Source organism: Streptomyces sp. NBC_00996 (assembly GCF_045162675.1).
In the GTDB taxonomy this organism is placed as follows: domain Bacteria; phylum Actinomycetota; class Actinomycetes; order Streptomycetales; family Streptomycetaceae; genus Streptomyces.
In genome coordinates this window covers 7724224-7736033 of sequence record NZ_CP108723.1, presented here as the reverse complement: position 1 = coordinate 7736033, position 11810 = coordinate 7724224, and the positions used below count along the sequence as shown (strand labels likewise).

At 69.2% G+C, this 11810-nt stretch carries 10 protein-coding genes; 5 read left to right on the top strand and 5 right to left on the bottom strand.

The window, feature by feature from the left end; translation table 11 throughout:
* Positions 1 to 140: 140 nt before the first annotated feature.
* The 4 genes from OG390_RS36230 to OG390_RS36215 all read left to right on the top strand — a co-directional run bounded on the left by OG390_RS36230 (position 141) and on the right by OG390_RS36215 (position 5056).
* Positions 141 to 3374, top strand: coding sequence for a nitrate- and nitrite sensing domain-containing protein (locus OG390_RS36230; RefSeq protein ID WP_406173780.1), 3234 nt, complete (start codon positions 141 to 143; stop codon positions 3372 to 3374).
* A gap of 10 nt (positions 3375 to 3384) precedes the next feature.
* On the top strand, positions 3385 to 3798 hold the full coding sequence (locus OG390_RS36225) for a roadblock/LC7 domain-containing protein (RefSeq protein WP_054219305.1): 414 nt from the start codon (positions 3385 to 3387) through the stop codon (positions 3796 to 3798).
* 96 nt (positions 3799 to 3894) lie between these two features.
* Positions 3895 to 4494 (top strand): DUF742 domain-containing protein, encoded by a 600-nt coding sequence (locus tag OG390_RS36220; RefSeq protein ID WP_406173777.1) that lies wholly within the window; start codon positions 3895 to 3897, stop codon positions 4492 to 4494.
* A complete protein-coding gene (locus tag OG390_RS36215; RefSeq protein WP_161225504.1) occupies positions 4475 to 5056 on the top strand; it encodes an ATP/GTP-binding protein in 582 nt (193 codons plus the stop codon). The genes OG390_RS36220 and OG390_RS36215 overlap by 20 nt, the downstream gene beginning before the upstream one ends.
* Positions 5057 to 5233: 177 nt before the next feature.
* Here the strand turns inward: OG390_RS36215 and OG390_RS36210 are convergent, their stop codons facing one another.
* The 4 genes from OG390_RS36210 to OG390_RS36195 all read right to left on the bottom strand — a co-directional run bounded on the left by OG390_RS36210 (position 5234) and on the right by OG390_RS36195 (position 10064).
* Positions 5234 to 5425 (bottom strand): acyl-CoA carboxylase subunit epsilon, encoded by a 192-nt coding sequence (locus tag OG390_RS36210; protein ID WP_406173775.1) that lies wholly within the window; start codon positions 5423 to 5425, stop codon positions 5234 to 5236.
* Between the two features lie 57 nt (positions 5426 to 5482).
* Positions 5483 to 7081, bottom strand: a complete 1599-nt coding sequence (locus OG390_RS36205; protein WP_399081171.1) for an acyl-CoA carboxylase subunit beta — start codon at positions 7079 to 7081, stop codon at positions 5483 to 5485.
* Between the two features lie 154 nt (positions 7082 to 7235).
* Positions 7236 to 9563, bottom strand: a complete 2328-nt coding sequence (locus tag OG390_RS36200; RefSeq protein WP_406173773.1) for a polysaccharide lyase 8 family protein — start codon at positions 9561 to 9563, stop codon at positions 7236 to 7238.
* A gap of 3 nt (positions 9564 to 9566) precedes the next feature.
* The gene (locus tag OG390_RS36195) at positions 9567 to 10064 is read right to left on the bottom strand and encodes a hypothetical protein (RefSeq protein WP_406173771.1); all 498 of its coding nucleotides are present in this window, start codon (positions 10062 to 10064) and stop codon (positions 9567 to 9569) included.
* 235 nt (positions 10065 to 10299) lie between these two features.
* On the opposite strand from OG390_RS36195, the gene OG390_RS36190 reads away from it, so the two are divergent.
* Positions 10300 to 10917, top strand: a complete 618-nt coding sequence (locus OG390_RS36190) for a YceI family protein (RefSeq protein ID WP_406173769.1) — start codon at positions 10300 to 10302, stop codon at positions 10915 to 10917.
* A gap of 106 nt (positions 10918 to 11023) precedes the next feature.
* Here OG390_RS36190 and OG390_RS36185 read toward each other — a convergent pair whose 3' ends face one another.
* Positions 11024 to 11416, bottom strand: coding sequence for a YdeI family protein (locus tag OG390_RS36185; protein WP_406173767.1), 393 nt, complete (start codon positions 11414 to 11416; stop codon positions 11024 to 11026).
* Positions 11417 to 11810: the final 394 nt, after the last annotated feature.

The following is an 11810-nucleotide window of genomic DNA, read 5'->3' as shown; positions in this document are numbered from 1 at the left end:
CATCACTCGGAACCCCTGGTTCCGAGTGTTTGGAAGGGCGCCGCCTGACGTGCTGGAATGCGCTGAACTGCCCAGTAGTCAAGGGCGCTGGAGACACCGCGGCACAACGTAGGTGCCGACGCCGAGAGGTTGTTGGTCGAGTGAGGCGAAGCAAGAACGGTCCCGAGCCGTCGGCACGGGGCAACTTCACCCCGCCGCCGCGCGGAGCGGCGCCCGCACAAGTGTCCGGCCCGGAGCCCACGGCGGCGCCCACGCCGAGCGGCGGTCGCTTCTCCCCGCGCAACTGGCGCGTGCCGACCAGGCTGAACGCGATCCTGCTCATACCCGTGGCGGTCGGCCTTGTCATGGGCGGCTTCCAGGTGAAGAGCTCGATCGACACCTGGCAGGAAGCCCAGGACGCGGAGAAGACGGCACGTCTGGTGCAGGCGGCACTGACCTACGGCGACAAGCTGTTCGTCGAGCGTGACGTCACCGCCGAGCCCCTGCTGAGGAACAAGGGGGGCCAGGGCCAGAAGGATCCGACCGTCGTCAACGCCCGCGCGGCCACGGACGCGGCCGCCGACGCCTTCGACGAGGCCGCCCAGAACATGCCGAAGACGGCGGGCCTGGAACGGCGCCTCAGCGTCTTCCGCAAGGTCGAGCCCGGTCTGAGCTCCCTGCGGAAGGTCGCGTACTCCTCGCAGCTCACCGGTGTGAAGACCGAAGAGGGCTACCTCCAGATCCAGCACCCGCTGATGGAGTTCGCCAACGAGCTCGGCCTGGGCACCGGAAACATCACCAGCTACGGCCGTACCGTCTACGCGATCTCGCTGTCCAAGGCCGCGTTGTCGCTGGAGCGGTCCATCGGCATGCACATGCTGATCAAGCCGGGCCCCGGCGCCGGCAGCCTCGCCAGCCAGCGCGTCGCCCTCTCCTCGTACGCCTACCTCGAAGGCATCGCCGTCGAGGAGTACATCGGTGGTGGCACCCAGGCCGACGCGGACAAGCTCGACGCGGCCAAGGCCCAGATCAAGACGGACCTCACGGCCCAGGCCACGAAGGCCCGCGCCGCGAACCCCAGCTACGTGCCGCCGCCCAAGACGATGATCTCGGACCTGGCGACGCTCAAGTCCCCCCAGCAGACGGACCTCGACGAGCTCGCCTCGACGGGTGTCACCGCGCCGAACTGGTGGGCGGTCAACACCGCCAAATACAACGCCTACCGCCAGATCGAGTCGGACCTCGCCGACAAGGCCGTGGCCGAGGCCGCGGACATCTCCGACAGCGCCAAGACCGACGCCTTCATCACCGGTGCCGTCGTCGTGGTCGCCCTGCTCGCCGCGTTCATCCTGGCCGGCATGGTGGCGCGCCAGATGAGCCGCTCGATGCGCCAGCTGCGCAACGCGGCCTTCGGGGTCGCCGAGCAGCGTCTGCCGATGCTGGTCGACCAGCTCTCCCGCACGGATCCGGGCCGCGTCGACACCCGTGTGCAGCCCATCCCGATCACCAGCACGGACGAGATCGGCGAAGTCGCCCGCGCCTTCGACCAGGTCCACCGCGAGGCCGTCCGACTGGCCGCCGAGCAGGCCCTGCTGCGAGGGAACATCAACGCGATCTTCACCAACCTGTCGCGCCGCAACCAGTCGCTGATCGAGGGCCAGCTGACCCTCATCACCGACCTGGAGAACAACGAGGCCGACCCGGACCAGCTGGAGAACCTCTTCCGCCTGGACCACCTCGCGACCCGTATGCGCCGCAACGGCGAGAACCTCCTCGTCCTCGCCGGCGAGGAGCCCGGCCGCCGCTGGGACCAGCCGGTCCCGCTGGTCGACGTGCTGCGCGCCGCCTCCTCCGAGGTGGAGCAGTACGAGCGCATCGAGCTCTCCGGCGTCCCGGAGGCCGAGATCCACGGCCGCGCCGTGACCGACCTCGTGCACCTGCTCGCCGAGCTCCTGGAGAACGCCACCACGTTCTCCTCCCCGCAGACCAAGGTCCGCGTCACCGCGACCCGTCTCCCGGACGGCCGCATCATGGTCGAGATCCACGACAAGGGCATCGGCCTCACCGCCGAGGACTTCGCGGACATCAACCACAAGCTGGCCAACCCGCCGACCGTGGACGTCGCGATCTCGCAGCGCATGGGCCTCTTCGTGGTCGGCCGGCTGTCCGACCGGCACGGCATCCGCGTCCAGCTGCGCCCCTCGGGCGAGCAGGCCGGTACCACCTCGCTGGTCATGCTTCCCGACGCGATCACCCACGGTGGTGGCGGCGAACAGCAGCCGATGCGCGACGAGTTCACCGTTTCGCAGATCATCCCGGAGCAGCGGGCGTTCCAGGGCGAGGACTTCGGGGGTCAGCAGCAGCAGCAGCCGCCGCTGCGCACCGCCGCGGAGCTCGGCTTCGACGACAGCCGCTACACCGAAGTGCCCGACGACATCCGCGATCTGGACCCCGTGGGCCGCTCGCTGATGCGTGACGAGCGCCGCGCGGCCCTGGAGGCACAGGCACAGGGCCAGGAGGCCATCGAGGGCCCGCAGGGCTACCGGAGCGACTTCGACGCCCAGCAGCCCGGGTACGACAACGGGCGGCCGTCGTACGACGGCGGCCCCGCGTACGGCGACGGGCAGGGCGTGTACGAGGAGCAGCAGACCACGTACGACCAGCAGACGGCGTACGACGAACCGCAGCAGGCGTCGTACGACGAAACGTACTTCCCGTCCAATGGCGGCTACCCGGAACCCGGTTATGCGGAGCCGGTCCAGGAGGAGCACTCGGGAGCCCGAGGTGCCGCCTCGGAGACGTTCTCCGCCTTCGAAGAGCCGTCCTACCAGGACGACTGGCCGCAGCAGGACACGTACCAGGGCTCGTACCGGTCCGAGTACGCTCCGGAAGCGGAATCATCACAGGCCGCTGACGTGAGTGAGCAGGACCGCGTAGGCTTCACCCGTCCGGGACCGGCCCCCTCCGCCACCCACGCGCTGACCGACGCCGGACTGCCCCGCCGCGGATCCACCGGAGGCGGCAACGGCAACGGCCGGCGACCCGTGGACCAGCGGGAGCAGGCAGCGCCGGCGGCCACGGCTTCGGCCGCGGAGAGCAACGGCAACTGGCGCTCGTCCAACGACGACCGGTGGCAGCAGGCCGCACAGCTCCGGAAGCCCAAGGCGGGCGGGGTCACCTCGTCCGGTCTGCCGCGGCGGGTGCCCAAGGCCAACCTGGTCGAGGGAACAGCGGAATCGACACCCCAGGGCGGCCCCCAGGTCTCCCGCGCTCCCGAGGACGTCCGGGGCAGGCTGAGCAACCTGCGCCGCGGCGTACAGCGGGGACGCAACGCAAGCAGTGACACGAACGGCCAGGGCTTCGGTCCTGACAGCACCTACAACCAGGAGCGTTAGTGTGAGCCCGATGAGCCAGGCGGCACAGAACCTGAACTGGTTGATCACCAACTTCGTGGACAACACCCCCGGGGTGTCCCACACGGTGGTGGTCTCCGCCGACGGACTCCTTCTGGCGATGTCCGAAGGCTTTCCCCGTGACCGCGCCGACCAGCTGGCGGCCGTCGCGTCCGGTCTGACCTCGTTGACCGCGGGCGCCTCCCGCATCTTCGAGGGCGGCCATGTGAACCAGACAGTTGTGGAGATGGAGCGGGGATTCCTCTTCATCATGTCCGTTTCCGATGGTTCCTCGCTCGCCGTCCTTGCACACCCGGAGGCGGACATCGGTCTCATTGGGTACGAGATGGCGCTTCTGGTGGACCGTGCGGGTACGGTCCTTACCCCGGACCTTCGAGCAGAGCTCCAGGGGAGCCTTCTCAACTAACAGACGGACGGTGCGTATTGGCGTCCCGGGGCCGTAAGGTTTCGGGACGCGGTCCCACAGTGATGGGTGCCCGGCGCAGTCGGAGGAGGAGAGAAAGTGGCAACACCCCCAGGCGGTTCGTCTTCGGGCAACTGGTCGTACGGCCCCGGCCAGGGGCAGGGCGGCCAGGGTGACGGTTCGCAGAACCCGAACCGGTACAACTTCCCCTCCGCGCCCAGCCACCGGCGTCAGCCGTACGCGCCCCAGGGCCCCCAGGGTCCCGGTCCTTCGCCGTACGACCAGCCTCCGGCACCGCGCATCCAGCCTGTGCAGCCGCAGCGACGCTCACCCGAGCCGTCGCCCGCGGGGTCGTCGAACAACCCTCTGGTGCGCCCGTACGCCATGACGGGCGGCCGCACCAGGCCCCGCTACCAGCTCGCCATCGAGGCGCTGGTGCACACCACCGCGCAGCCGCACCAGATGCAGGGCCAACTGCCCGAGCATCAGCGAATCTGCAACCTCTGCCGGGAGATCAAGTCGGTCGCCGAAGTCTCGGCGCTCCTCACGATCCCTCTCGGCGTGGCCAGGATCCTCGTCGCCGACTTGGCGGAGGCGGGCCTGGTCGCCATTCATCAGCCCGGCGGCGACGAGAGCGCCGGCGGCCAGCCAGCCGTGACATTGCTCGAAAGGGTGCTCAGTGGACTTCGCAAGCTCTAGCGGAGGGCCTTCCCGCTCCACCACGTCCGCGAAGATCGTGGTGGCGGGCGGCTTCGGCGTGGGCAAGACCACGTTCGTCGGCGCCGTCTCGGAGATCAACCCGCTGCGCACCGAGGCCGTCATGACGTCCGCTTCCGCGGGCATCGACGACCTCACGCACACCGGAGACAAGACGACGACCACCGTCGCCATGGACTTCGGCCGCATCACCCTGGACCAGGACCTGATCCTGTACCTGTTCGGCACCCCCGGTCAGGACCGCTTCTGGTTCATGTGGGACGACCTGGTCCGTGGCGCCATCGGTGCCGTCGTCCTGGTGGACACCCGCCGTCTCGCCGACTGCTTCCCCGCGGTCGACTACTTCGAGAACAGCGGCCTGCCCTTCGTCATCGCCCTCAACGGCTTCGACGGCAGCCAGCCGTACAACCCCGACGAGGTCCGCGAGGCCCTCCAGATCGGCCCCGACACCCCGATCATCACGACGGACGCCCGCCACCGCGCGGACGCCAAGTCGACGCTGATCACGCTGGTCGAGCACGCGCTGATGGCGCGCCTTCGCTAGCGCGGGCACAGCACACTCCGAGAACGGCCCTCACCCCTCCCTCAGGAGGCAAGGGGGCCGTTCTCATGCGCGCCTTCCACCACTGCAGCGAGCTCATGCGCGCCTTCCATCACTGCACCGCGCAACACCACGGCCCCGCCCTCCCGAAGGAGGACGGGGCCGTGTGCGCTGGAAGAGTCAGTGCCAGCTGTGCGGAGCGTGGAAGCCGGGCTCGCGCTCCAGGCGGCGCCAGCCGGCCTTGAGGCGGCCGCGGTGGACCGGAGCATCAGTGGAAGCGGCGGCCGCGCGGGCCAGGAGGATGGCCGTGATGGCGGCGACTTCCTCGGGCTCGGCGTGGCCCTTCTCGACGCGGATGTCAGGGGTGCTCATAGGTGTCAGTCTCCGTGAGAGAGGTTTCCGCGGGGCTGCCGCGGAGGATCCGCAGGGTTACTGCGGGGGGTTGCCGTGCTTGCGCGAGGGCAGGTCCGCGTGCTTGGTGTGCAGCATCGCGAGCGACTTGATCAGGACCTCGCGGGTTTCCGCCGGGTCGATGACGTCGTCGACCAGGCCCCGCTCCGCCGCGTAGTACGGGTGCATCAGCTCGGCCTTGTACTCCTTGACCATGCGTACCCGCATCGCCTCGGGATCGGCTGCCTCGGCGATCTGGCGGCGGAAGATGACGTTGGCGGCACCTTCCGCACCCATCACGGCGATCTCGTTGGTCGGCCAGGCGTAGGTGAGGTCGGCACCGATGGACTGGCTGTCCATGACGATGTAGGCACCTCCGTACGCCTTGCGCAGGATGAGCGAGATCCTCGGAACGGTCGCGTTGCAGTAGGCGTAGAGGAGCTTCGCGCCGTGCCGAATGATCCCGCCGTGCTCCTGGTCGACGCCCGGGAGGAATCCGGGGACGTCCAGGAGGGTGACGATCGGAATGTTAAAAGCGTCACACATCTGGACAAAGCGCGCAGCTTTTTCGGAAGCCTCGATGTCCAGCACGCCCGCGAGGGTCTGCGGCTGGTTGGCGACGATGCCGACGACCTGGCCGTCGAGGCGGGCCAGCGCGCAGATGATGTTGCGGGCCCAGCGCTCGTGGACCTCCAGGTAGTCACCGTCGTCGACGAGCTCCTCGATGACCTTCGCCATGTCGTAGGGACGGTTGCCGTCCGCGGGGACCAGGTCCAGCAGGACGTCCGAGCGGCGGTCCGCCGGGTCCTCGGAGGCCACATGCGGCGGGTTCTCGCGGTTGTTCTGCGGCAGCATCGACAGGAGGTAGCGCACCTCGGCGATGCAGGTCTCCTCGTCGTCGTACGCGAAGTGGCAGACGCCCGACGTCTCGGCGTGCACATCGGCGCCGCCCAGACCGTTCTGCGTGATCTCCTCGCCGGTGACGGCCTTGACCACGTCCGGGCCCGTGATGAACATCTGCGAGGTGTCGCGGACCATGAACACGAAGTCCGTGAGGGCGGGGCTGTAGGCCGCGCCGCCCGCGCACGGGCCGAGCATCACGCTGATCTGCGGGATGACACCGGACGCCTTGGTGTTGCGCTGGAAGATGCCGCCGTAGCCGGCGAGGGCGCTGACGCCCTCCTGGATACGGGCGCCCGCGCCGTCGTTCAGGGAGACCAGCGGCGCACCGGCCGCGATGGCCATGTCCATGATCTTGTGGATCTTCGTGGCGTGGGCCTCGCCCAGCGCGCCGCCGAAGATCCGGAAGTCGTGCGCGTACACGAAGACCGTACGACCCTCCACCGTGCCCCAGCCGGTGATGACACCGTCGCTGTACGGCTTCTTGGCCTCCAGACCGAACCCGGTCGCCCGGTGTCGGCGAAGCTGCTCGACCTCCTGGAACGAGCCCGCGTCCAGCAGCAGCTCGATGCGCTCCCGTGCGGTCAGCTTGCCCTTGGCGTGCTGTGCCTCGGTCGCCTTCTCACTGGGCCCCCGCAGCGCCTCCGCACGGATCGCGTGCAGTTCGGCCACGCGCCCGCGCGCGTCCGTGGGCTCGCCTGCGGAGCTTGCGGATCCAGCCTCATCCAAAACGGTCATGTAGTGACCTTACGAAGCCCACCTAGGAAAGCGAGCCGTCGACTCCGTACAGTCTCCGGCCCGTTTTCCTGGTACCCCTGAACAGAACCACGACTCCATGCAGGCGATCTGACTGCTCAGAGGGCCTTCGGCTTGTAGAGGTCACACAAAGGAGTCACCTGAGAGCCACCTCACATTCATGAGTGGCGCATGCCATCCTTGGAGTGACACGGACCCTGAGCCGGCGGCCCGTACCGAGGATCTCGACCGTCGGATCCGCGCTGACGACCCCGCGCACCGGCCGCTCCCAGACGATCTCCAGGGGCTCCCCGGTACGCGGCGGCTCGCTCACACAGAGGGTAGCGGTCCGCCCCCGACGCCGTACCAGCACACTCGCGCCCGCCGAGGCGCTCAGCGGACCCGCCGTGCCGGCCTCCCAGAAGTTCGCGGCCGTCAGACCGAGGGAGCGCACCTGAACGGCCTGGCAGCGGGCGTCGTTGGCGAGGACGCACAGCCAGTCGCGGTCCGCCGCACGGGCCGCGACATCGCCGCGCGAGGCGCCGGGCATCAGGACATAGGCGTACGTCGCCGCGGCCGGGTCCGTGCCATGGTCCAGCCAGAGGGTCTGCCAGCGCCGGGTGCGCCGTTCGGTGGTGCTGGTGGTGTTGATGTCGGACCAGGCGCCGGTGCGGTCCTCGCGAAGGGTGCGCAGGTCCGCCGTACCGCCCGGGAACACCCACCCGCCGTGGCCCTCGAGATGAGCCCATCGGCGGGCGACGGTGAACCGCTGAGTGCCACCCTCCCCCAGGTTGCGGTTGTCGACCACCGTCTCCACGGGCACACCGTCGGTGGCTGTGATCCCCGCGCCCAGGCAGATGAGGGAATCCGTGACGCAGAACCAGGACTTGCGGGCTTCGAGGGTGGAACCGAGTCCTTTGAGGTGCTGCCCCACGGCCGCGTACGTGCCGTCCGTCGCGCCGCCGACCCAGCGCACGGCAGGCCTCGCCGCTCCCCACTCGCCGCCCTCCTTGTCGGCAAGTCGCTTGGTGGACACGGTCGTTCCGGGCAACCGGTACCAGTCCACGGTGGGCCAGAACCAGTCGGTGTACTGATCGGCCCGCCCCGAGTGCCCCTCGGCCCACCACAACGTCATCCCGGCACCGGTGTGCCAGCCGCGCGGGTTCTCGCCGTTGCCGCACTCGTAGTGCGCGATCCGCTCGGAGGCCATGGAGATGCCCGCGGCGAAACCCGGGCCGCGGTGCACGGCCCGGTCCATGGCCGCGAAGAGGTGGTGTCCGGCGGCCTCGGGTGCGGGCTCCGCGGCCGAGTCGGCGATGGTGCGCAGCCGGGCCAGATCGGCGACCCCGAACTGGGGCGCCGTGCGGATCGGGGTCACCGTGTCCCGCTCGATCCACCCCTTGATCAGTCCGTACCAGCGCTCCCGTTCGACGGGGCTCGCGCCCTGGGCCAGCAGTGCGATCGCGGCGATCAGCCCCTGCCCGTGGAAGTGGTCGCCGCGCATGATGTGCCGGTCGTCGCTCTTCAGGTACCCCCGGCTGATGGCCCGCCCGTTGACACTGTCCATCACCAGCCCGTCGTGGACGAGCGGCGCGTACGCGTGCTCGACACTGTCCAGGACGATCTGCCGGTTCGGGTCTGTCACCTCCCAGGTGGATCCGGCCAGCAGCGCGAACAGCCGCCCGAGCCCGTCCAGCATGACCTGCCCGTACGTCCCCGAGTACGCGACCCAGGTGTGCTGCACGAACGAGCCGTCCGCGTACAGCCCGTCCCCGGTCGTCACGTACGGGAAGACGGGCGAGAGCGCGTCCCGGGCGAGCGCGATCCTGTCGGGGGCCCGGCCGAGGACGCCGCGCAGCGCGACGGACCGGCACAGGTCGACGCGGTTGGCGCCGGTGGAGGTGCCCGAGTAGTCACGGAGCATGGCGTCGGGGATGAAGTGGTCGACGGCTGCGCAGGCGGCCTCCCGCTGAGGCCCGGTCAGCTCGTCGTGCAGGGCGGCGACGATGTCCATGAGGAGGCGGGGGCTGCCGATCTGCCATTCCCACCAGTTGCCGTAGCGGGCGGTGGAGGGATTGTAGACCGTCGCGGAGAGGTGGTCGAGGCCGCTGAGCACCTTTGCGAGGAGGGTCTCGTCCCCGGTCGATCCGGTGCCCTCCTGGACGTAGGCCTGCGTCATCGTCCACAGCCTGCTGTAGCTCTGGGTGATGCCGAAGGGCGGGTCGAAGGGGTAGCCGGGCCAGAGGGACACCGCTGTCGGAGCCATGGTCGCGCCGAAGCCACGGGCGAGTTCGCCGGTTTCGCGCAGGCGGGAGGCGTAGGGCTCCGCGGTGGGGTCATAGCCGGTGCCGAGGGCGATGTCGAGCCAGCGGTGCCGGAGGGTGGCGTACTCGTCGTCTTCGCCGGCGGCCGCCGTGCGGAACGGAGCGCTCGCGGCCGCCGTGAGGGCGGCCGCGAGCAGGAACGTACGACGGGTGGGAGTCATGCCCTAGCAGCCGCCGCAGTTGTAATAGAGGACGTCCCAGTGGTTGCCCTCGTCGGCGTAGATGTTGCCGGACCCCGACTTGTACTGCGGGGCGCCGTCGCCGCGCAGCCCGATGTAGGTGAAGTTGTTCTTGATGTAGGCGGTGACGCAGGTGTTCTTGCCGTAGTCGAGCTTGTAGCCGTTCCAGTGCGAGTAGGTACCGCTCGCGTGGCCGGTCTCGGTGCCACCGGTGATGTTGAGCGCGCAGCCACTGGCCCGCTTGAGGGTCTGGGCGCCTTGGGCGGTGGCGAGGTTGAGCTGCTCGAAGGACGTACAGGTGGGGTTGTTCCGGTCGGAACAACCGCCGGACGAAGACCAGGTGATGCCGACCTCGCGGAACATCGAGGTCGCTGTGGCGTGACTGATCTTGGTGACGGCGAAGGCGTCGGTGGCGGTGCCGACGACCGCGACACCGGGGGCGACGACGAGGGCGAGGGCGGTCAGGGCGGAGCGGAACTTCATGGGGACCCTTCCTGCGGACGACCGTGCTTCCTGTGGGGCGGCTGTGCAGGCGGTGCACGGAGATGCTGCCCGAGGTCTACGCGCGTCGGCCAGAGGGCGGACGAAATCAACCCGAAGTAACGTCGTGAACACGCTACGGATGATGTTGAAACTTGAACGGAATAGGTCTACAGTCGTCAACGTTAACCTCGTTGAAGATTCAACAGAATCGACTGATTCCCCTAAGGAGCACGTCATGGGCATCTTCGGCCGCAAGAGCGACACCAAGGACACCAACGCCACCCCGGCGCCCGCCGCCGTCAGCCCCGACCTGGCCGCGCTGACCGGTGACTACACGATCGACCCGACGCACTCGTCGTTCGGCTTCGTCGCACGCCACGCGATGGTGACGAACGTCAAGGGCAGCTTCCAGGACTTCGAGGGCGCCCTGCACCTGGACGGGACGGACCCCTCCAAGTCCACGGCCACCATCGACATCAAGATGGAGAGCGTCGAGACCGGGTCCGCGGACCGCGACGGCCACCTGAAGAGCTCCGACTTCTTCAAGGTCGACGAGTTTCCGACGATGACCTTCCGCTCCACCCAGGCGGAGGCACTGGGCGGCGACGACTACCGGATCACCGGTGACCTGGAGATCCTCGGCACGACGAAGCCGATCACCATCGACCTGGAGTTCAACGGCTCCGCGAAGGACCCGTTCGGCAACGAGCGCGTGGGCTTCGAGGGCAAGGCCGAGATCCTGCGCTCCGAGTGGGGTCTGACCTGGAACGCCGCCCTGGAGACCGGCGGATTCCTCGTCTCCGACAAGATCAAGCTGAACTTCGACATCTCGGCGATCAAGAACGCCGGCTGAGCCTTCCGCTCCCGCCGGCACCCTGAGCGCGCCCGCCTTCCCATTCCCCCGAATCCGGAAGGCGTGCGCTCCGGCATGTCCGGACGACTGCCCGTCCGGGCCGGCGTCACTTCACCCGCTGCCCCGCCTCCAGCTTGGTGATCACGGCATGCAGCCGTGCCGCCCTGGTCTCGGGCGTCCTCGCCCTCAACAGGCCCACCACAGCCAGACATTGACCGGTCTTGCCGAGCTGCTCGAAGAAGCGCTCGGCGCCGGGGTTCTGGCGCAGTGCGGCGATCAGGTCGTCCGGTGCGGTGGCGTTCCTCTGCGACTCGTACACCGTCGCCCATCTCCCGTCCGTCCGCGCGGCTTCGACCTCCGCGAGCCCGCCGGGACGCATCCGCCCGGCCGCCGTGAGTTCCTCGGCCCTGCGCACATGGACCGACGACCACAAGTAGTACGCCGACTCGCGACGCCGAAGCCCCGGCGCGACTGGGGCTCGGCGTCGCGGTGTTGTCATCGCAGTGCCGCGGCCGGTCGAGATGCCCCATGCCGGGCACGTCGACCTCGTGGGAGCCGTCATCACCGTCTCCCCCACGACCTGGAGGGTGTTCCTTGACCATGTCGCCGAGCAGGCGGACCGAGTGGACAGTCGTGGCTGCGTACGAGAACGCGCCCGGCCGCCCCGCCCCCCTTTCCGCCGTGCGGGTTCGACTGCGGGAACGCGGCATCGACTGGATGCCGTTCGTGACGCACGAGGTCCGGTGGGATCACGCGTGCGGGCCCGGGGCCGACGGGCAGTGGCGCGGTCGTTCACGGTCTACGTGGCGGGGGACGCGCTGCGGCGGCTCGGATTGCACCCCGGTCAGCCGACCGCGACCGTCAACGGCGCCTCGCCGCCCGGCTGGTGGCAT

Excerpts from the sequence above, each read along its gene's own strand:
- OG390_RS36190 (WP_406173769.1), top strand. The coding sequence starts at position 10,300 with ATGGGCATCTTCGGCCGCAAGAGCGACACCAAGGACACCAACGCCACC.
- OG390_RS36205 (WP_399081171.1), bottom strand. The coding sequence starts at position 7,081 with ATGACCGTTTTGGATGAGGCTGGATCCGCAAGCTCCGCAGGCGAGCCC.
- OG390_RS36225 (WP_054219305.1), top strand. The coding sequence starts at position 3,385 with ATGAGCCAGGCGGCACAGAACCTGAACTGGTTGATCACCAACTTCGTG.
- OG390_RS36200 (WP_406173773.1), bottom strand. The coding sequence starts at position 9,563 with ATGACTCCCACCCGTCGTACGTTCCTGCTCGCGGCCGCCCTCACGGCG.
- OG390_RS36185 (WP_406173767.1), bottom strand. The coding sequence starts at position 11,416 with ATGACAACACCGCGACGCCGAGCCCCAGTCGCGCCGGGGCTTCGGCGT.
- OG390_RS36210 (WP_406173775.1), bottom strand. The coding sequence starts at position 5,425 with ATGAGCACCCCTGACATCCGCGTCGAGAAGGGCCACGCCGAGCCCGAG.
- OG390_RS36195 (WP_406173771.1), bottom strand. The coding sequence starts at position 10,064 with ATGAAGTTCCGCTCCGCCCTGACCGCCCTCGCCCTCGTCGTCGCCCCC.